16 protein-coding genes are annotated in these 19899 nt (G+C 73.4%); 11 read left to right on the forward strand and 5 right to left on the reverse strand.

Annotated features, from left to right (window positions below):
- Positions 1-27: 27 nt before the first annotated feature.
- Positions 28-585: an NADPH-dependent FMN reductase gene (locus ACIPN7_RS26705; protein WP_400549690.1), complete on the reverse strand. Its 558-nt coding sequence runs from the start codon at positions 583-585 to the stop codon at positions 28-30.
- A 169-nt stretch (positions 586-754) separates the two neighbouring features.
- Here ACIPN7_RS26705 and ACIPN7_RS26710 point away from each other — a divergent pair, with 169 nt between their 5' ends.
- Positions 755-1183, forward strand: coding sequence for a winged helix-turn-helix transcriptional regulator (locus tag ACIPN7_RS26710; RefSeq protein ID WP_400549692.1), 429 nt, complete (start codon positions 755-757; stop codon positions 1181-1183).
- A 37-nt stretch (positions 1184-1220) separates the two neighbouring features.
- Here ACIPN7_RS26710 and ACIPN7_RS26715 read toward each other — a convergent pair whose 3' ends face one another.
- Positions 1221-1790, reverse strand: coding sequence for a TetR family transcriptional regulator (locus ACIPN7_RS26715; protein WP_400549694.1), 570 nt, complete (start codon positions 1788-1790; stop codon positions 1221-1223).
- Between the two features lie 93 nt (positions 1791-1883).
- Here ACIPN7_RS26715 and ACIPN7_RS26720 point away from each other — a divergent pair, with 93 nt between their 5' ends.
- The 7 genes from ACIPN7_RS26720 to ACIPN7_RS26750 all read left to right on the forward strand — a co-directional run bounded on the left by ACIPN7_RS26720 (position 1884) and on the right by ACIPN7_RS26750 (position 14158).
- Complete coding sequence (locus tag ACIPN7_RS26720; RefSeq protein WP_400549696.1) at positions 1884-3401, forward strand: MFS transporter; 1518 nt, start codon at positions 1884-1886, stop codon at positions 3399-3401.
- Positions 3402-3486: 85 nt separating this feature from the next.
- Positions 3487-4149, forward strand: coding sequence for an SDR family NAD(P)-dependent oxidoreductase (locus tag ACIPN7_RS26725; protein ID WP_400549698.1), 663 nt, complete (start codon positions 3487-3489; stop codon positions 4147-4149).
- Positions 4150-4261: 112 nt separating this feature from the next.
- Positions 4262-6196 carry a potassium transporter Kup gene (locus ACIPN7_RS26730; protein WP_400549700.1) on the forward strand — a complete coding sequence of 645 codons (1935 nt, stop codon included), beginning with the start codon at positions 4262-4264 and terminating at the stop codon, positions 6194-6196.
- A 318-nt stretch (positions 6197-6514) separates the two neighbouring features.
- On the forward strand, positions 6515-8743 hold the full coding sequence (locus ACIPN7_RS26735; RefSeq protein ID WP_400549702.1) for a heavy metal translocating P-type ATPase: 2229 nt from the start codon (positions 6515-6517) through the stop codon (positions 8741-8743).
- Positions 8744-8862: 119 nt separating this feature from the next.
- Positions 8863-11553, forward strand: a complete 2691-nt coding sequence (locus tag ACIPN7_RS26740) for a glycoside hydrolase family 97 catalytic domain-containing protein (protein WP_400549704.1) — start codon at positions 8863-8865, stop codon at positions 11551-11553.
- A gap of 74 nt (positions 11554-11627) precedes the next feature.
- Complete coding sequence (locus tag ACIPN7_RS26745) at positions 11628-13106, forward strand: glycerophosphodiester phosphodiesterase family protein (protein WP_400549706.1); 1479 nt, start codon at positions 11628-11630, stop codon at positions 13104-13106.
- A gap of 101 nt (positions 13107-13207) precedes the next feature.
- Positions 13208-14158: a DUF808 domain-containing protein gene (locus ACIPN7_RS26750; RefSeq protein ID WP_400549707.1), complete on the forward strand. Its 951-nt coding sequence runs from the start codon at positions 13208-13210 to the stop codon at positions 14156-14158.
- A 32-nt stretch (positions 14159-14190) separates the two neighbouring features.
- Here ACIPN7_RS26750 and ACIPN7_RS26755 read toward each other — a convergent pair whose 3' ends face one another.
- Positions 14191-14979, reverse strand: coding sequence for a GNAT family N-acetyltransferase (locus tag ACIPN7_RS26755; RefSeq protein ID WP_400549709.1), 789 nt, complete (start codon positions 14977-14979; stop codon positions 14191-14193).
- A 160-nt stretch (positions 14980-15139) separates the two neighbouring features.
- Positions 15140-15637, reverse strand: a complete 498-nt coding sequence (locus ACIPN7_RS26760; RefSeq protein WP_400549711.1) for a DoxX family protein — start codon at positions 15635-15637, stop codon at positions 15140-15142.
- 115 nt (positions 15638-15752) lie between these two features.
- On the opposite strand from ACIPN7_RS26760, the gene ACIPN7_RS26765 reads away from it, so the two are divergent.
- From ACIPN7_RS26765 to ACIPN7_RS26775, 3 genes are all read left to right on the forward strand, one after another.
- Positions 15753-16850: a sigma-70 family RNA polymerase sigma factor gene (locus tag ACIPN7_RS26765; protein ID WP_400549712.1), complete on the forward strand. Its 1098-nt coding sequence runs from the start codon at positions 15753-15755 to the stop codon at positions 16848-16850.
- A gap of 197 nt (positions 16851-17047) precedes the next feature.
- Positions 17048-17974 carry an SDR family NAD(P)-dependent oxidoreductase gene (locus ACIPN7_RS26770; protein WP_400549714.1) on the forward strand — a complete coding sequence of 309 codons (927 nt, stop codon included), beginning with the start codon at positions 17048-17050 and terminating at the stop codon, positions 17972-17974.
- An 80-nt stretch (positions 17975-18054) separates the two neighbouring features.
- The gene (locus ACIPN7_RS26775) at positions 18055-18582 is read left to right on the forward strand and encodes a MerR family transcriptional regulator (protein ID WP_400549716.1); all 528 of its coding nucleotides are present in this window, start codon (positions 18055-18057) and stop codon (positions 18580-18582) included.
- Positions 18583-18720: 138 nt separating this feature from the next.
- Here the strand turns inward: ACIPN7_RS26775 and ACIPN7_RS26780 are convergent, their stop codons facing one another.
- Entirely contained in the window at positions 18721-19833 is a 1113-nt protein-coding gene (locus ACIPN7_RS26780) for a LacI family DNA-binding transcriptional regulator (protein WP_400549718.1), read from the reverse strand.
- Positions 19834-19899 lie beyond the last annotated feature (66 nt).

Consider the following 19899-nt stretch of genomic DNA (forward strand, 5'->3'; position numbering starts at 1 on the left):
CCTGCCGAGGGGCCCGGGCGTGCGGGCTCAGGCGTGCAGCGGCTCCAGGGCGCCGGACCAGGCGACCGTCTGGTCCAGCAGCGTGTCCAGGGCAGGGGTCAGGTGCTCGCCCGGCTTGAACACGGAGTAGTTCTCGAACTCCGTCATCAGCGAGAGCGCAACCTGCTGGCGCACCGTCGCGACCTGCAGCTCCGCGAGGATCAGCCGCAGGTGCTCCGCGGCGCGGGCCCCGCCCACGCCGCCGTAGGAGACGATGCCCGCCGCCTTGTTGTTCCACTCGCCGTAGACGAAGTCGAGGGCGTTCTTGAGCACGCCCGAGGTGGAGTGGTTGTACTCGGGGGTCACAAACACGTAGCCGTCGAACTCGGCCACCTTGGCGGCCCACTCCTTGGTGTGGTCGTGGGCGTACTGGCCCGTGGCCGGTGGCAGGGGCTCGTCGAGGTGGGGCAGAGGGTAGTCCGCCAGGTCGACGAGCTCGAACTCGGCGTCCGTGCGCTGCGACGCGATCTCGTAGACCCACTTGGCCACGGCCTCGCCGTTCCTGCCGGGGCGGGTGCTGCCGAGGATGATTCCGATCTTGAGCATTGCTCGTCCTTCGCTTCCGGGAGTGTGTCGGTGGACCCCCCGGGCGCGGGAACGAACGCGGGCCCGGGGTGGTTGGTCCACGTGAGACAACAGTGCGGAAACCCGGGTAATCCAGTTTTCAAATACGCACTTTGCAGTTCGTCGGTAACCCGAGAGGAAGCAATGCGGCATGGCGCCGATCCCGCGTGACACGCGTCTGGAGAGCCTGGCGGCGAGGATGCCCGGGGGCTCCGACGCGCCGTGCGACAGCGAGACGCACGAGCTGACCCGGGACCTCATGGGCCAGGTCGCCGACCGGTGGACGCTGCTCGTGGTGGCCTCCCTCTCCGACGGGCCGCAGCGCTTCTCCGCCATCCAGGCGGTCGTGGCCGGCGTCTCGCACCGGATGCTCAGCAAGACCCTGCGCGGCCTGGTGCGGGACGGGATGATCACCCGCACCGCCTATGCGGAGGTGCCGCCGCGCGTCGAGTACGAGCTGACCCCGCTCGGCTGGAAGCTCATGGACCTGGCGCACGGGTTCGTGGACTGGGCGCAGGACCACGGGCAGCAGCTCCGCGAGAGCCGCGCCCGGTTCGACCGGGGGAGCGAGGCGGTCTGACGGCGGCACCGTCCGCCGCCGGTGCTGTCTGTCGTCGTCAGCCCTGGGCCACGGTGAGCGCCAGCAGCTGCCCGCGCAGCCGGGCCAGCTCCTCCGGCGTCGGCTCGCCGCCCCAGGCGGGCTGCGCGCTGGCGCCGTCCGCCGCCGCCACCACGAGCGACAGCACGTCCTCGGGCAGGCCGTCCGCCCGGAGGTCGTCCTGCCAGCGGCGTGCGTCCGCCCGGGCCAGGTCGATGACGGCGTCCACGCTCGACAGGTGCGCGATCACCACCAGCGCGTCCCGGGAGGCCGCGGCGTCCAGGGCGCCGTCGATCGACACGCGCACGTAGGCGCGGGTGAGGCGGCCGGGGGCGGCGTCGTCGGCCGGGACCGCGGCGAGCACCGCGGTGCGGAACCGCTCCAGCCAGTCGGTCGCCAGGGCGAGGTGCAGGTCGTGCTTGTTCGCGAAGTGGTAGAGCAGCCCGCCCTTGGACACGCCCGCCCGGCGCGCGACGTCGTCCAGGCTGGCCGACACCCCGCGCTCGCGGACCAGCCGGCTCGCCGCGTCCAGGATCGCCGCGCGCGTCTGTTCCGGGCTCCTGCCCGCCGTCCGGCCCACTGCCACCACCTCGTCTCCGTCGCACCGCCCGGCACGCACTATAGGCCGCGTCACAGGCCTCGTCCTCGAAAACTGTACCGGCTAGACGGTACAGTTACGCGAGTGACCGCTCCTGCTCCCCTTCTCTCCGTGCGCCGCCGGTGGGCCGCGCTCGCCGTCCTCGTGCTGGCGGTCGGCCTGCTGGCGATCGACGGCACCGTGCTCTACCTGGCCGTGCCGTCGCTCACCCGCGACCTCGCGCCCACCGCCACCCAGGTCCTGTGGATCGGCGACATCTACTCGCTGGCCATCGCCGGGCTCCTGGTCACCATGGGCACCCTGGCCGACCGGATCGGGCGCAAGCGCCTGCTGCTGATCGGCGCCAGCGCGTTCGGCGTCGCCTCGGCCCTGGCCGCCTTCGCGCCCAACGCGGAGACCCTGATCGCCGCGCGACTGCTGCTCGGCGTCGCGGGGGCCACGATCATGCCCTCGACGCTCTCCCTCATCCGCACGCTGTTTCCCGAGGCTGCCGAGCGCAGCCGCGCCATCGCCGTCTGGTCCGCCGCGGCGGGCGGCGGCGCCGCGATCGGACCCCTGGTCGGCGGGCTGCTGCTGGAGCACCTCTGGTGGGGCTCGGTCTTCCTCGTCAACGTGCCCGTCGTGCTGGTGCTCGTGGTCGCCGGCGCCGTGCTGCTGCCCGAGGCGAAGGACCCGCACCCCGGCCGCCTCGACCTGCTGTCGGTGCTCCTGTCGTTCGCCGCGGTGATGCCGCTGGTCTGGGCCATCAAGCACGCCGCGTCCGAGGGCGTCGACGCGCTCGCGACCGGCGTGCTGGCTCTCGCGGTGGGCTCCGGCGTCTGGTTCGTGCGGCGGCAGAACCGGCTCGCGGCGGACGGCCGCGGCCCGCTGCTCGACGTCGGGCTGTTCAAGGTCCCGGCGTTCAGCGGCGCGGTGGCGGCCAACCTGATCGCGATCTTCGCGCTGACCGGCATGCTGTTCTTCTTCTCGCAGTACCTGCAGCTCGTGCGCGGGTTCTCGCCGCTGGTCGCGGGCGTCGCCGAGCTGCCCGCCACCATCGCGTCCATCGCCGTGGTCGTGGTGGTGGGCTGGTCGCTGCGGCGGTTCGGGCGCGGCCGTGCCATCGCGCTCGGGCTGGCGGTCACCGCGCTGGGCATGGTCGCGATCGCCGTGGCCGAGGGCGCCGACCACTACGCGTGGCTCGCGCTCGCCCTGATCCCGGCCGGGCTCGGCGTCGGGCTCGCGATGACCCTGACCACGGACGCCGTGGTCTCCGCCGTCCCGCCGGCCAAGGCGGGCGGGGCCTCGGCGATCTCCGAGACGGCGTACGAGCTCGGCGTCGCGCTGGGCGTCGCCGTGCTCGGCTCGCTGGTCACCCTGGGCTACCAGGGCCGGGTCGCCCTGCCTGCGGGCCTGTCGCCCGACGCCGCGGCCCAGGCGGGCGACTCGCTCGCCTCGGCGGTCGCCGTGGCGGGGGAGCAGGCGGCCGGGCTGGAGGCGGCCGTGCTGGACGCGGCGCGCGAGGCGTTCGTCGCGTCGCTGCAGACGACGTGCGTGGTGGCGGCGGTGCTGGTCGCGGTGGCCGCCGTCGTCGCCTGGCGGCTGATCCCGAACGAGCGGTGACGGGCGAGGGGTGCCCTGACAGGGTCTGTCCGACCCGCGCCACCGGACGTAGCGTCGAGGCGACACCTACGAAAGGACTCGCCGCATGTCCACCATCGCCATCATCGGCGCCGGACCCGGCGTCGGCCGGGCCGTCGCCCGGCGCTTCGGGCGCGAAGGCTTCGCCGTCGCGCTGATCTCCCGCAGCCAGGACAAGGTCGACGCGCTCGCCGCCGAGCTGACGGGCGACGGCGTCACCGCGCGGGGCTACGCGGCCGACGTGCTGGACGCCGACGCGCTCGCGGCGGCCCTGGCCGCCGCGTCCGCCGACCTCGGGCCGGTCTCCGTGCTCCAGTACAGCCCGCTGCCCGCCCGCCACTACCTGCGGCCCGTCACCGAGACCCCCGCGGCGGACATCCTGGAGGCCGTCCGGTTCTCCGTGCTCGGCCCCGTCGCCGCGGTGAACGCGGTGCTGCCCGGCATGCGCCAGGCGGGCGCGGGCACGCTCGTGTTCGTCAACGGCGGCACCTCCGTGCGCCCGCGCGCCGGATACGCGGGCACGTCCATCGGCTTCGCCGGGGAGAGCGCGTACGTGCAGATGTTGCACGACGCCCTGGCCCCCGACGGCATCCGGGTGGCGCAGCTCGTGATCCCCGGCGCAATACAGGCCGACGATCCCGAACGAGGTCTTGACGCCGTCGCCGAGCGCATCTGGGGGCTGCACACCACGCCCGGCGAGTTCCGCGAGTTCCTCTCGCCGCTCGACTGAACCCCGGCGGCGTCGGGCCAGGCCCGGCCCGGCGCCCGCGGTGTGACGCGGAGGGTGTTAAGAAACCGTCAATGCCGCGCGTGGCACGCGGTATCCGCCTTAGGTTCCACAGGTGACTACTGCAATCCGCCCGCCCGGCCTCGTCCCGCGACCCGCGGAGGCCCTGCGGCTCGCCGTCGTGGTCGGCGCGCTCGGCGTCGTGTTCGGCGACATCGGCACCAGCCCGATCTACACCCTCCAGACGGTCTTCAACCCGGCGGACCCGCACCCGGTGCCGGCCACCACGGAGAACGTCTACGGCGTCGTCTCGCTGATCTTCTGGTCGGTGATGCTCATCGTCACCATCACGTACGTGCTGCTGGCGATGCGGGTCGACAACGACGGCGAGGGCGGCATCATGGCCCTGATCACGCTGCTGCGCCGGTGGGCCAGGAACGGGTCGACGCGGACCACCCTCACGCTGGCCGGGCTCGGGCTGTTCGGCGCCGCGCTGTTCCTCGGGGACAGCATGATCACGCCGGCCATCTCCGTGCTCTCGGCGGTCGAGGGCCTGAAGATCATCAACCCCGAGTTCGAGGGCTGGATCGTCCCGGTCACCGCCGTGATCATCGTGATCCTCTTCGCCGCGCAGAAGTTCGGTACCGCGGCCGTCGGCCGGCTGTTCGGCCCCGTGATGATCGCGTGGTTCGTCGCGATCGGCGCGTGCGGCATCTGGGGCGTGGCCGGCGAGCCAGGCATCCTCAAGGCGCTCTCGCCCACGTACGCCCTGGGCTTCCTGGCCGGCCGGTTCGACCTGGCGTTCTTCGCGCTCGCCGCGATCGTGCTGTCCGTGACGGGCGCCGAAGCGCTGTACGCCGACATGGGCCACTTCGGCCGCCGGCCCATCTCGGTCGGCTGGATCTTCCTCGTGCTCCCGGCGTGCACCCTGAGCTACATGGGCCAGGGCGCGCTGATCCTCCAGGACCGGGCCAACCTGTCGGCCCCGTTCTTCCTGCTGACGCCGGACTGGGCGCTGATCCCGATGGTGGTCCTGGCCACCGCCGCGACCGTCATCGCGTCCCAGGCCGTCATCACCGGCGCGTTCTCGGTGACGGCCCAGGCCGCGCAGCTCGGCTACCTGCCCCGGCTGCGGATCCTGCACACCTCCCGGTCCGAGCGCGGTCAGATCTACGTGCCGTGGATCAACTGGCTGCTGATGGTCTCGGTGCTCACCCTGGTCTTCGCGTTCCGTGACTCGGCGTCGCTGGCCTACGCCTTCGGCATGGCCGTGACCGGCACCATCACGATCACGACCACCCTGTTCTTCTACGTGGCGTGGAAGACGTGGAACGTGCCCAAGTGGGTGCTGGCGTCGCTGGCCGCCGTGCTGCTGGCGGTCGACCTGCTGTTCGTCGCGGCCAACCTGACCAAGCTCGTGCACGGCGCCTGGCTGCCGCTCGCGATCGCGGTGACCGCGTTCACCGTCATGACCACCTGGCAGCGCGGTCGTGAGGTCGTCACCGCCAAGCGCGAGGCCATGGAGGGGTCGCTGCGCGCCTTCGTGGACGGGCTGCGGACCCGCGAGACGCCGGTGCAGGTGGTCAGCGGCACGGCCGTCTTCCTCAACCGCGGGAGCGAGACGGCGCCCCTCGCGCTGCGCGCGAACGTCGAGCACAACCACGTGCGCCACGAGCAGGTGGCGGTCGTGGCGGTCGACGTCGCGATCGTGCCGCGCCTGACGGACGAGGAGCGCGTGGTCGTCGAGCACCTCGGCGAGGGCCGGGACGGCATCACGCACCTCACCGTGCGGTTCGGGTACGACGAACGGCCGGACGTGCCCGCGGCGCTGGCGCAGCTCGGGCCGGAGGACACCGAGGGCTGGCTCGACCTGGACAACGCGACGTACTTCCTGTCCCGCATCCAGCTCCGGCTCGGCAAGGAGCCAGGGATGCCGGCCTGGCGCAAGCGGCTGTTCATCGCCACGTCGTACATCACGGCGGACGCCGCCGAGCACTTCAACCTGCCCCGCGACCGCACGGTGCTGCTCGGCTCCCACGTGGACGTCTAGGCGCTTCCCGGCGCTGCCAGCCCGGACTCTCAACCTCGACCTGAGGCAGAGTCCGGGCGAACTTTCAACCTCAACCTGAGGCTGAGCCTGGGGCGAGGTGGTCGAGAACCGCTCCGGGTGACTGTTCGAATGTGGGGTGTGTTGCTCTGCGTAGACGATGTCGACGCTGAGCAACGCACCCCACATTCGCATGCGCCCCCTGCGGGGTGTCGGTGGCCTCTGATGTAGCTCGCCCGGTTGACGCAGATACCCCCTAGGGGTATATATGGAGTACTGCAGCCCTCACGGGGCATGCTCTGCTCAACCCAGGAGCGATCCATGAACGAGCCACACCAGCATCCCGCGCCGCCCGTCGCGCCCGGTCCTGCCGCGGACCACGAGTCCGCGCACCAGGAGCACGCGCACCACGAGCACGCATCGCACGGCGCCGAGGCCGGCCACGGCGCCCACACCGACCACACCGGCCACGACGCTCACGCGGGCCACGACGCCCATGCCGGCCACGACGCCCATGCCGGTCACGACGCCCACGCCGGTCACGGCGACCACGTCGGCCGGTTCCGGCGGCTGTTCTGGATCATGCTCGTCCTGGCGGTGCCGGTCGTCGCGTTCTCCGGCATGTTCGCGATGATCCTGGGCTACGATCTGCCCGACGCCGCCTGGGTCACCGCGATCCCGCCCGTGCTCGGCACCGTCATGTACGTCTGGGGCGGCTCGCCGTTCCTCACCGGCGCCGTCTCCGAGCTGCGCTCCCGCAAGCCCGGGATGATGCTGCTGATCGGGCTCGCCATCACGGTCGCGTTCGTCGCGTCGCTGGGCGCCAGCCTGGGGCTGCTCGACCACCAGCTCGACTTCTGGTGGGAGCTGGCGCTCCTCATCGTGATCATGCTGCTGGGCCACTGGATCGAGATGCGCTCGCTCGCGCAGACGACGTCGGCCCTGGACTCCCTCGCAGCGCTGCTGCCGGACGAGGCGGAGCGGGTCGACGGGGACCAGATCGTCAAGGTCGCGCCGAGCGACCTCGTCGTCGGCGACGTCGTCGTGGTGCGGCCGGGCGGGAGCGTCCCCGCCGACGGCCGCGTCGTCGACGGCCGGGCGGAGATGGACGAGTCGATGGTGACGGGGGAGTCGCGCACCGTGCCGCGCGGCCTGGGGGAGCCCGTGACCGCGGGCACCGTCGCCACCGACTCCGGCCTGCGCATCGAGGTCACAGCCACCGGCGACGACACCGCCCTGGCCGGCATCCAGCGGCTGGTCGCCGAGGCGCAGGCCTCCTCCTCGCGCGCGCAGCGCCTGGCCGACACCGCCGCGGGCTGGCTCTTCTGGTTCGCGCTGGGCGCTGCGGCGGTCACCGCCGTGGTCTGGACGCTCGTCGGCCTGCCCGACGACGCCGTCATCCGCACCGTGACCGTGCTCGTCATCGCCTGCCCCCACGCGCTGGGCCTGGCGATCCCGCTCGTGGTCTCGATCGCCACGGAACGTGCCGCACGCGGCGGCGTGCTCGTCAAGGACCGCCTCGCGCTGGAGAGCATGCGCACCGTCGACACCGTGCTGTTCGACAAGACCGGCACCCTCACCAAGGGCGAGCCCACGGTCGCCGACGCCCAGCCCGCCGGAGACCCCGGCTCGGGCCGGGACGGCACCGGCCACGACGGCACCGGCCACGGCGGCCTCGACACCGACACGCTCCTGGCGCTCGCGGCCGCCGCCGAGTCGGACAGCGAGCACCCGCTGGCCCGCGCGATCGTCCGGGCGGCGCAGGAGCGCGGGCTCACCGTCCCGCGCGCCACGGGCTTCGCGTCGTCGCCCGCCGTGGGCGTCACGGCGACGGTCGACGGCCACGAGATCCGGGTCGGCGGGCCGCGCCTGCTGGAGCAGAACCGCCAGGAGGAGATCCCCGCGGCGGACGCCTGGCGCAAGGACGGCGCGATCATCCTGCACGTGCTGCGCGACGGCGTGGTGATCGGCGGCATCAAGCTCGCCGACGAGGTGCGCGCCGAGTCCGCCGAGGCGGTCCGGACCCTGCACGACCGCGGCGTCCAGGTGGTCATGATCACCGGCGACGCCGAGGCCGTGGCCCAGTCCGTGGCGCACCAGCTCGGCGTGGACCGGTACTTCGCCGGGGTCCGGCCCGAGGACAAGTCCGCCAAGGTGGCACAGCTCCAGGCCGAGGGCCGCAAGGTGGCGATGGTCGGGGACGGCGTGAACGACGCCCCGGCGCTGGCGCAGGCCGACGTCGGCATCGCGATCGGCGCCGGGACGGACGTCGCCATCGCGTCGGCCGGCGTGATCCTCGCCAGCGACGACCCGCGGTCCGTGCTGTCGGTGATCGAGCTGTCGCGGGCCAGCTACCGCAAGATGAAGCAGAACCTGTGGTGGGCGGCCGGGTACAACCTGATCTCGGTGCCGCTGGCCGCGGGCGTGCTGGCGCCGATCGGCTTCGTGATGCCGATGTCCGTCGGCGCCGTCCTGATGTCGCTGTCGACCGTGGTCGTGGCGCTCAACGCGCAGCTCCTACGCCGCCTCGACCTGCGCCCGGGTCGTTGACCTGGTCCGGTGCGCCGCCTAGCCTTCTGGGCGGCGCACCAGGCCGACGCCGGCACCGGACCGAAGTCAAGGGAGACCTCGTGAAGCTCGTACCAGCGTTCCGTCCTGCTCTCCATCTGGTGACAGCGGTGTCAGCCGTCGCCCTCGTCGCGAGCGGCCTGGTGGTCGCGGGCAGCGCGACCGCCGCCCCGGCGAGCGGTACCGGCCCGGACCCTGCGGGCGGGACGGCGTCGAGCTGGCGGGTGGAGGGGCCGCGCGGGTCGCACCTGGACGGGCTGCTCCGCCTGGACGCCGCCGGGGAGGTGGCGCTCGACGTGCTCGCCGACGGCGACACGGTGCTCTCGGCCACGCAGCTGGGCCTGCGGGGCAGCGACGGCGACCTGACCACCGGACTGACGTTCGCCGGCCGGCAGGACCGCACGGTCTCCGACACGTACTCGATGAGTACCGGCAAGCGCGAGCGGCGCAGCTACACCCACCGCGAGTCGGTGTTCACGTTCGCCGACCCGGCCGGCGCGCGGCTGCGGATCGCTGTCCGCGTGTCCGACGACGGCGTCGCCTACCGCTACCTGCTCGGCGGCCCGGGCGAGCACCGGGTCGACGACGAGTCCGGCGTGTGGGAGCCGGCCGCGGACGGCCCCGCCTGGATGCAGCGCTCCTACGCCGTCAACTACGAGGCGGAGTGGAGCACCACGACCGCGGCGGCGGGCAACGGCTCCGGCAGCGTCGGGTACCCGGTGCTGTTCGGGCAGGGCGACCGGTACGTGCTGGTCACCGAGGCCGACCTGCACGGCGACTACTCGGGCTCGCACCTGACGCACGAGACCGGCTCGCTGCGCTACGGCATCGACCTCTTCGAGGGCCGCCCTGTCACCACGTCCGGCGACCTGTCGACGCCGTGGCGGGTCGCGATCGTCGGCGACCTGGCCGGCGTCGTCGGCTCCACCCTGGTGGACGACCTCGCCACGCCCGCCGCCCTGGACCCGGCCGCCGACTGGATCAAGCCCGGCCGGTCGAGCTGGAGCTGGCTGACCGACGGGAGCAGCCCGCGCGACGAGGCGCGCCAGCGGGACTTCGTCGACCTGTCGGCGCGCAACGGCTGGGAGTACGTGCTGCTCGACGAGGGCTGGGACGCGAGCTGGGTGCCGCGCACGGTCCGCTACGCGCACACCCGCGGCGTCGACGTGATCGTGTGGTTCCACAGCCGCGACCTGCGCACGCAGGAGCAGCGCGACGAGTGGCTGCCGCGCCTGAGGTCGTGGGGCGTGAGCGGCATCAAGGTCGACTTCATGGACTCCGACTCGCAGGAGATCCACCAGTGGTACGACGACGTCGCCCGCGACACCGCCCGGTACGAGCTGATGGTCAACTTCCACGGCGCCGCGCTGCCCACCGGCATGCAGCGCACCTGGCCGCACATCATGAGCTACGAGGCCGTGCGCGGCATGGAGAACGGGATCAGCCCCGAGCGCAGCCTCATCGTGCCGTTCACGCGCAACGTGCTGGGGTCGATGGACTTCACGCCCGTGGTCTTCTCCCGCGACAACGCGAAGACGTCCAAGGCGCAGCAGGCGGCGATGGCGGTCGTGTACGAGTCGGGCTGGCAGCACATCTCGGACAAGCCCGAGGGGTACGACGACGAGCCGAACGCCCTGCCGTTCCTGCGGAACCTCCCCACGACCTGGGACGAGGTGCGGCTGCTCAGCGGCACTCCGGGGCGGGACGCGGTGCTCGCGCGCCGCTCCGGGGACCGCTGGTTCGTGGGCGGCATGCGCGCGGGATCGGGCGACCCGCTGCGGCTCCCGCTGGCTGGCCTCACACGCGGGTCCAAGGTGATGGTCGACCTGCTGACGGACGACGGCGCGAACGGGTCGGCCACCGTGCACTCGACGGTGCGCACCACGGCCGCCGACACGCTGCGGATCCCGACGGCGGACAACGGCGGCTTCGTGGCGGTCGTGTGCGCGGCGACGGGCGACCGGGAGTCGTGCCTGGACCCGCTGGCGGCCCGGCCGGACACCACGGTCACGGTCGACCCGGAGCAGGCCGACGTCGAGCCCGGCAGCACCGTGGCGGTGACGGCCGCGTTCACGGTGGCGGACCGCGCCGTCACGCGGGTGCGCCTCACGCCGGACCTGCCCTCGGGCTGGTCCGCCGACCAGGGCACCCGCACCGTCGCGCGGCTCGCCGCCGGGCAGACCGCGCGCTTCACGTGGCAGGTCCGGGTGCCCGCCGACGGCGCGACGGGCACGTTCGAGGTGCCGGTCGACGTCGACTACCGGGACGGCGGTGACCCGTACGTCGCCGCGAGCCAGGCCACCCTGTGGGTCACCCCGCCCGCCCCGACCGGGACCCCCTTCGTCTCCGACCTCGACTGGACCGAGCAGAGCAACGGCTACGGCCCGGTCGAGCGCGACCGCTCCAACGGCGAGGCCGCGGGCGGCGACGGCGCGCCGCTGCGGATCGCGGGCACCACCTACGCCAAGGGCATCGGGATGCACGCGACCGGTTCGGTGACGGCGTGGCTCGGCGGCGCCTGCACGGCGCTGACGGCCGTGGTCGGGATCGACGACGAGGTGCTCGACAAGCCCGGCGACACCGGCGTCGGCTCCGTCCGGTTCGCCGTCTACGGCGACGGCGTGCTGCTGGCCGAGACCCCGGTCCTGTCCAACGACGACGGCGGTGTGCCGCTCGACGTGGACGTCACCGGCGTGCGCCGCCTGCGCCTGGTCGCCGACGAGGGCCCGGACGGCAAGAACTTCGACCACGCCGACTGGGCCGACGCCCGCGTCGAGTGCGGGCAGGGCTGACGTTCAGCCAGTGTTCAGCCGGCCGCCGTGTGCGCTTCGCCCCGGCGGCCGGCCGCACCACCAGAGTCGGGCCCATGAACTCACGCATCCGTACCCGCGTCGGGGCCGTCGTCACCACGGCCGCGCTGGTGCTGTCCGGGGCCACCGCCTCCGTGCTGGGCTCCGGCGCCCAGGACACCGGAACCGGGGACGCCGCGGCGTCGTCGGCCACGGGAACCGCCGGCCACGGCGGCCCCGGCCAGGGCGGCGGCACCCCCGCCGAACGCGCCTACCGCGACCTGCTGGACCACGGCCGGGACGCCAAGATCCTCACGGCGGCGCACCGCGCGCAGTGGCGCGCGGCCCCCGAGAACAGCGCCCCCGCGATCCTGGCAGCGTTCGCGGACGGCGCGGAGATCGTCGAGCTGGACGTCCAGCTCACCGCCGACGGCGTCCCCGTGCTCATGCACGACACGACCGTGGACCGCACCACGAACGGGACCGGCCGCGTGGACAGCCTCACGCTGGAGCAGATCGAGGGGCTGCGGCTGCGCGAGGGCCTGGGCGGCGCGCAGGCCGCGCTGACCGACGAGCGGGTGCCCACGCTGGAGCAGGCCATGCGCCTGGCGAAGGACCGCGGCCTGGTCAACCTGGACAAGGGCTGGCCGTTCCGCGAGGAGATCTGGGCGGTGCTGACCGAGACCGGCACCGTCCGCAACGGCCTGTACAAGTCGGACGCGCCCGTCGAGCAGGTCCAGGAGTTCCGGGCCACGCACCGCGGCGCCGTCTACATGCACATGGTCACGGACGCGAACGTGGCCGACGTCGAGAAGTTCGGCGTCGACCAGCCCGTGGCCTACGAGGTCAACTTCGACAGCACGGCCGACGTCGTTGCCCGCCGTCCGTTCCTGGACCGGCTCGCGAGCGGGAGCCGCGTCTGGAGCAACACGATGTGGAACGGGCTGTCGGAGCGGATGACCGACGAGGCCTCGCTCATCGACCCGCTGCGCGGCTGGCAGGCCCTGGTGGAGGGGTACCACACGACGATCTTCCAGACGGACGACGTCGAGAAGCTGGAGAGCTGGCTCCGCACCGGCGAGGGCGACCCGCTGCCGCGCGGCGCCGTCCGCGTCCAGGCGGAGGACTTCCTGCCCGGCGAGGGTGTGGGCTACCACGACCTGGAGCCGGCCAACCGCAGCAACCTGCAGATGCGCCCGGGGGAGGGCGTGGACATCCAGGACCTGGACGGCGCCGTCAGCCTCGGCTGGATGCGCGGCGGCGAGTGGCTCACCTACGCCGTCGAGGTGCCGAGGACCGGCACCTACGAGGTCGCCGTGCGCGCCTCCTCGCCGTACTCGCCCGCCGGTGCGTACACCGTCTCGTTCGACGACGGCGCGCCCAGCGACCGGGTCGACGTGCGGAACACGACCAGCCACGCCAAGCAGGTGCTCCAGCCCAGCGGCGTGACGCAGCGCCTCACCCAGGGCACGCACACGCTGCGCATCGCCCTGCCCGAGGACGCGTACCAGAACTGGAACCTGGACCGCATCGAGCTCACCCCGGTCGGCCGCTGACACGAGGCTCCCGCCCGGATGCCCGGGCGGGAGCCTCGATTGCATAGGCTTCGGGACATGACGACACATCGACCGGAGCGGGGTGCGCCATGGGTGGCCTGATGGGACTGCTGGACGACATCGCCGCGCTGGCCAAGCTCGCGGCGGCGTCCATCGACGACGTCGGCGCGGCCACGGGCCGTGCGACCGCCAAGGCGGCAGGCGTCGTCGTGGACGACACCGCCGTGACCCCGCAGTACCTGCGCAGCGTCGCGGCGCAGCGCGAGCTGCCGATCGTGAAGAAGATCGCGATCGGCTCGATCCGCAACAAGCTGATCTTCATCCTCCCGGCCGCGCTGCTGCTCAGCCAGTTCCTGCCGTGGTTGCTGCCGATCGTGCTGATGATCGGCGGCACGTACCTCGCCTACGAGGGCGCCGAGAAGATCTGGCACAAGATCTCCGGCCACAGCAAGGAGACGGTGCTCGCCACCGAGGTCAGTCCCGAGGCCGAGAAGAAGCTGGTCGCCGGCGCCATCCGCACCGACCTGATCCTGTCGGCCGAGATCATGGTGATCGCCCTGGACGAGGTGGCCGACGAGACCTTCTGGTCCCGGCTCCTCATCCTCGTCGTGGTGGCCTTCGTCATCACGATCATCGTCTACGGCATCGTCGCGGCCATCGTGAAGATGGACGACGTCGGGCTGCGGCTCGCCGAGCGTGACTCCGGGTTCTCCCAGGCCCTGGGCCGCGGCCTGGTCAAGGCGATGCCGCGCGTGCTCGCCGTCATCTCCGTGGTCGGCACCGTCGCGATGCTCTGGGTGGGCGGGCACATCCTGCTCGTCAACCTCGGCGCGGACGGCACCGGCTGGATCCCCTGGCCCTACGAGTGGGTGCACCACCTCGAGGTGGTCATCCACGACGGCGCCGGGGCGCTCGGCGGCACCCTCGGCTGGCTGTTCAACACCCTCTGCTCGGCCGTGGTCGGCCTCGTGGTCGGCGCCGTCGTGGTGGCCGTGCTGCACCTGCTGCCGTCCCGGAAGAAGAAGGCCGAGGAGGCGCAGGCGGCGCACTGAGGTCGTGCGCGAGCGTCACACGCCCGCGAGCGTCACGCGCTCGCGGGCGTGCGCACGCTCCCGAACTCGTTGCGGCGACGCAGCACGAACCCGAGGCTCTCGTAGAGCCGGATCGCGTTCGTGTTGCTCGCCGCGGCGTGCAGCATGGCCCGGGCGCCGCGCTCGCGGACGGAGTGCACGACGTCGAGCACCAGCCGCGAGGCCAGGCCCTGCCCGCGGTAGCGCTCGTCGGTGGCGACGGCGCTGATCTCGGTCCAGCCGGCCGGACGCAGACGCTCGCCCGCCATGGCCGCGAGCTGCCCGTCGCGGCGGATGCCCACGTAGCGGCCCAGCAGGTGGGTCCGGGGCAGGAACGGACCGGGCTTGGCGCGGGCCACGAGGTCCAGCATCTCGGGCACGTCGGCCTCGCCCAGGACCACGGCCTCCTCGTCGGGGCGGCCGACCACGCGCTCGGTCTCGACGAGCTGTACGCCGCCGAACACGTCGCCGCGCACCCAGCCGGCCGGCAGGGCGACGGACTCGGGCGGGGCGGGGAAGTCGGCGTCGTGCCCGACCAGGTCGATGATCGCGGCCCACACGTCCGGGTCGTCCCAGGTGCGGACGGCGGCGAACGGCGAGACGTCCACGGGGTAGCGCCGGACGAGGTCGCCGCCCTCGGCGAGGTGGGCGTGCTCCCCGGTGAGCGACGACCAGGCGGGGTCGTCGAGCGCGGAGTAGTCGAGCGCGGAGTAGTCGGGTGTGGAGTGGTCTGGTGCGGAGTGGTCGGGCGCCGAGGGGTCGGGTGCGGTGCCGCCGGGGGCGGCGTCGGTCAGGAGGCTCACGTCAATCACCAACTGGCGTCCGGCCGTGCGCATTCCGGCCCGACGCCGACCGCGGCCGCCATCCCCTTTGAGGCCCGGGTTTCTCCTCTTTGATGCCGCTCAAAGCGGAGAAACTCGGGCCTCGAGAGGGAGACCGACGGGCGGGCAGTGCCGGGGCGGCTCAGCGTGCGGCCGGCTCAGCCGTCGCGGAGCGGGACGGCGCCGGGCCCCGGAAGATCGCGACGAGGTTGATCGTGAGCGCGACCATGACCAGCCCGATCACGGGGACCAGCAGGTCGGCGTCCAGGTGCGGTCCGGTGGCCAGGAGGTCCCAGCGGCCGACGGCGACGGCCCCGGCGAGCGCCGCCCACAGCGCCGTCTCCAGCGCGGGCAGCCACTCGCCGGCCCGGACGTGGAACCCGCTGGCCATGAGGGTCACGACGGCGAGCCCGGCCGCGGCCAGCGGCGTCGTCCACTCGAAGGCGCCCAGGAGCAGGGGCAGGACGAGCGCGAACGGCGCCACGAGCTCCACGATGCCGGTCAGGACGACGATCGAACGGGGCAGGTCGTCGAACCCGGCCCAGCGGTCGATGCCGCGGCCGGCGATCTTGGGCAGCGCCGCGAACAGGAAGAACAGGGCGAGGACGATCTGCGCCGCCCACAGGGTGGTGGTGAGCATGGTGCTCCTTCGGGTCCGTCGGACGGCGGTCTGCCGGCCGGGTGCGGACAGGACGAACGGGCGGCCGGGTCTGTGACGCCGTCACATCACGGGGTGCCCGATCGTCGTGCGGGGCATGAGCGAAGCAGGACGTGACCCCGCGCGAGGGGCCGGCGAGAACGCCGGGACCGACGCCGAGACGGTGCCGGACGCCGGGGCCGGGGTGGACGCCGGGGTTGTGCGGGGCGACACCGAGCGGGTCGCCGCGGCGTCGCGCGACGACCGCGCCTACCTGCTGGCCGTCGCGCGGCGCATCCTGGCCGACCCCGCCGAGGCCGAGGACGTGGTGCAGGACGCGTTCGCGCGGCTCGCGACCCAGGACGTCGGCGGCATCCGCGACCTGCGCGGCTGGCTGGTCGTGGCGGTGCGGCGGCTCGCACTGGACCGCATCGGGTCGGCGCACCGGCGGCTGTCCGCGCCCCAGGACCCGACCGCGTGGGACTTCGGGTCCGGCGCGGGGGCACCGGGCCTGGGCACGGGTGCGCCCGCGGACCCGGCGGACCGGATCACCTTGGACGACGAGATCCGGCGCGCCCTGTCCGTGGTGCTCGACCGGCTGACTGCGGGCGAGCGTGCCGCGTTCCTGCTGCACGACGTGTTCGGCATCCCCTTCGAGAGCGTCGCGGAGACGGTCGGCCGCACCCCGGCCGCCTGCCGCCAGCTCGCCAGCCGGGCGCGGCGGGCGATCCGGGCGTCGCGGCCGCCGGCGTCGGGGTCCGCCGGGTCGGCGGCGCCACCGTCGGCATCCGGCGGTCCGACGTCGGCAGCGCTCACGTCGACCGGTCCGGCGGCGGCCGGCCCGGCGGCGGCCGGCTCCGAGCCGGCCGCGGCGGCCCGGAACCACGCCGATCCCCAGCTGCAGCGCGTGGTCGACACCTTCATCGCGGCCTGCGCCGGGGGCGACCTCTCGGCGCTGGTGCGGATCCTGCACCCGGAGGTCTCGGGCTGGGCGACGCTGCGCGGCGAGCGCGTCGGCTTCGACACCGGCGCCGAGCGGGTGGCCGCCGGTGCCCTCCGGTACCTGGGTCCGGCGTCGGGCTGGACCCTGGCGCCGCTGCTCCTGGACGACGGCATGGCGCTCGTCGCGACGCAGGACGGCGCGCCCGTCGCGCTGATCCGGGTGCTCGTCGAGGACGGCCTGATCACGGCGATCCGGACGGTCCTGCTGCCCTGAGTCGTGCTGCCCTGGGTCGTGCTGCCCTGAGTCCTGCGGAGCAGGACGGGAGTCCGCTGGCAGCAGTCGGCAGCTTGCCCTGTTGGGTCGGCAGTCTGCATCGAGATCGGCACAGGGATGTGCCGATCTCGATGTGAAGTGCCGACCTCGGGGAAAGCCTTGCCTTCGAGCGCGCTCCAATCCCTAGCGTCGCCGGCATGACGAACGACAGCACCAGCACGAACCACAGCACGACCAGCGACAGCACCACGAACGACAGCACCACGAACGGCAAGACCTGGCTCATCACCGGCGCGAGCTCCGGCCTCGGCCTCGCTCTGGCGGAGGCCGCGCTCCAGGCCGGCGAGCGTGTGGTCGGCACGGCGCGCCGGGCCGACCGGTTCGACGCGCTCCGGGCACGGTACGGGGAGCGGCTGCTCGCGGTGGAACACGACGTCCGGGACACGGCGGGCGCGGAGACCGTGGTGCGTCAGGCCCTGGACGCGTTCGGGCGGATCGACGTGCTGGTCAACAACGCCGGCGCGGGCCAGGTCGGGACCGCCGAGGAGATCGGTGACGCCGCCCTGCGCGACATGCTCGACCAGCACCTGTTCGGCCCGGCCGCCTACGTGCGGGCGGTCCTGCCGCACCTGCGGGCGCGCGGCACGGGCGCGATCGTGCAGATGAGCAGCCAGGGCGGGCGCATGTCCTTCCCCGCGGTCGGCAGCTACTCGGCCGGGAAGTTCGCCCTGGAGGGTTGGTCCGAGGCGCTCGCCGGCGAGGTCGCACCCTTCGGCGTCCGGGTGCTGATCGTGGAGCCCAGCCGGTTCCGCACGGCCTTCAACGCGGCCGGCGTCCTCCGCACCGCGGCCGGCGACCCCGCGTATGACGCCGTCGCCGGCGCGGTGCGCGCGAACATGGCCGAGGCCCACGGCAGCCAGGAGGGCGACCCGGTCCGCGCCGCCGCCGTCGTCCGCCGAGTGCTCGACGCACCCGACGCGCCGCTGCGCCTGCCGCTCGGCGCGGAGGCGGTCCGCAACCTGCGGCGCGCCTATGCGGACGCAACGGACGACGTCGAGAAGTGGGCCGGCGCGTCCGTTTCGGCGGACTTCCCGGGCGTGCCCCCGGCCGTGCGGGCCTTCTGATGACCCGGCCCCTGCCGCGCGCGGCCAGGTCGGGCCGGACCGGAGCCAGACCCGGCCCGGCCCGGCCTAGGCTGGTGCGCATGGCAACGGACGACCTGATGTCGCGCGCCCTGGCGGAGCTGGGGGAGGACGGCGCGCCGTCCGTCGACGTGATCCACGCCCTCGCGGACCTCGACGCGGTGCCCGGACCCCTGCCGATCGCCGAGGCGGCGACCTACCTCGACGTCTCCCCGCACACGCTGCGGTACTACGAGCGCGCGGGCTTGGTCGAGGTGGGCCGGGACACCGCCGGGTATCGCCTGTACGACGCCGCCGCGCTGCGGCGTCTCGTCTTCGTCACCCGGATGCGGCTGTCGGGCATGCCGATGCGGGACCTGCAGCACTACATCGCCCTGGCCGACGCCGGGAAGGAGACGGAGCCGGAGCGGCTCGACCTCCTGCTGGAGCACCGCGACACCATCCGCCGTCGGATCCGCGAGCTGACCCTCTCCCTGGCGGCCACGGAGTACAAGATCGCGACCTACGGCGGCGCCACAGGTCCGAGGATCACGGACCCGGACATCGAGCTCGGCGAGGACCCGCCCCGCCGTGGACGCGATCCCCTTTGAGGCCCGAGTTTCTCCGCTTTGACCGCCCGCAAAGCGGAGAAACTCGGGCCTCAAAGAGGATCGTCGGCAGCCGGGCAGCCCGGCAGCCGTCGGTCACCCGGGACGCCCCGGCCGCTCCGCCGGCGGCCCCCCCTCGGGTCACGGCACCCGCGGCTCCGCGCTCGACCGGCGGGTCCGGAGCACCGCCTCGGCCTCGTACCGCACCGACTCCGTGCGCCCCGCCAGCCGCTCCAGCAGCAGGCGCACCGCCTCCCGGCCCAGCGTGATGCCGCTCTGATCCACGCTGGTGAGCGAGACGAGCGGGTGCCGCGCGATCGGCACGTCGTCGTAGCCGACCACCGACACGTCGCGCGCGTCGAGCCCGGCCTCCGCGATCGCGCTCAGCACGCCGATGGCCAGGGTGTCGTTGCCCGCGAAGATCGCGGTCGGGCGGTCGGGGGAGGCCAGCAGCGTGCGGGTGGCCGCGTGGGCCTCGGAGCCGTCGAACATGGTGTGGACCACCACCGGCTCCAGCCCGGCCGCCGTCATGCGCTCGCGGTAGACGACGGTGCGCACCACGTGCGGTTCGGCACCGGCCTGGCCGGCCCACGGCGGCTCCGGCCGGGACGGGTGGATGGTCAGGTGGACGATGCGCCGGTGGCCGAGGTCGAACAGGTGCGTCATGACCTGCTCGGCGCCGGACCGGTCGTCGCCGGTGATGGTGTCGTAGCGGTCGGACCGGTCGTGCCGCCCGATCATCACCAGCGGCGTGCGCTCGGCGACCCGTTCCAGCCACGCGGGGTCCACCCGCGGCGCGATGGCCACGATGCCGTCGACCTGGCGGTCGGCGAGGCTGTTGATCGCCACGTCGCCCTTCTGGTCCCGCCCGAGCGGGGCGATGATCATCTGGTACGGGGTGTCCGCGAGCGCCTCCGTCGCGCCGTCGACGATCATCGTCAGGAAGTCGTTGCCCACCTGCGGGATCTCGAACCCGAGCGTGAAGCTCGCCCCGCGCATGGCCCGCGCGGCCACGCGCGGCCGGTACTCCAGCCGCTCGATCGCGGCCTCGACCTGCGTGCGCATGTGCGGGCTGACGCCGTAGGCGTTCCGGATCACCTTGGAGACCGCGGCCCGGGAGACGCCGGCCTCGCGGGCGACGTCCTGGATCGTCGAAGGGCGGCGGCCGGGCTCCGCGCCGGGTACCGCCGCCGCGGAGGGCGGCGGCGGGGCCGGAGAGGGTGCGGCATCCGGCTTGGTCTCTGCTGAGGTCACGACTGAGTTCCCGATTCTGTAGATCGGTTGACACTCTACAGGCGCCCTCGCTAGCGTGAACCCGCT

This window comes from Promicromonospora sp. NPDC090134 (assembly GCF_044746965.1).
Lineage (GTDB): Bacteria > Actinomycetota > Actinomycetes > Actinomycetales > Cellulomonadaceae > Promicromonospora.

Coding starts and splice junctions, on each gene's coding strand:
- ACIPN7_RS26705 (WP_400549690.1), bottom strand. CDS start 585: ATGCTCAAGATCGGAATCATCCTCGGCAGCACCCGCCCCGGCAGGAAC.
- ACIPN7_RS26710 (WP_400549692.1), top strand. CDS start 755: ATGGCGCCGATCCCGCGTGACACGCGTCTGGAGAGCCTGGCGGCGAGG.
- ACIPN7_RS26725 (WP_400549698.1), top strand. CDS start 3,487: ATGTCCACCATCGCCATCATCGGCGCCGGACCCGGCGTCGGCCGGGCC.
- ACIPN7_RS26735 (WP_400549702.1), top strand. CDS start 6,515: ATGAACGAGCCACACCAGCATCCCGCGCCGCCCGTCGCGCCCGGTCCT.
- ACIPN7_RS26745 (WP_400549706.1), top strand. CDS start 11,628: ATGAACTCACGCATCCGTACCCGCGTCGGGGCCGTCGTCACCACGGCC.
- ACIPN7_RS26750 (WP_400549707.1), top strand. CDS start 13,208: ATGGGACTGCTGGACGACATCGCCGCGCTGGCCAAGCTCGCGGCGGCG.
- ACIPN7_RS26760 (WP_400549711.1), bottom strand. CDS start 15,637: ATGCTCACCACCACCCTGTGGGCGGCGCAGATCGTCCTCGCCCTGTTC.
- ACIPN7_RS26765 (WP_400549712.1), top strand. CDS start 15,753: ATGAGCGAAGCAGGACGTGACCCCGCGCGAGGGGCCGGCGAGAACGCC.
- ACIPN7_RS26770 (WP_400549714.1), top strand. CDS start 17,048: ATGACGAACGACAGCACCAGCACGAACCACAGCACGACCAGCGACAGC.
- ACIPN7_RS26775 (WP_400549716.1), top strand. CDS start 18,055: ATGGCAACGGACGACCTGATGTCGCGCGCCCTGGCGGAGCTGGGGGAG.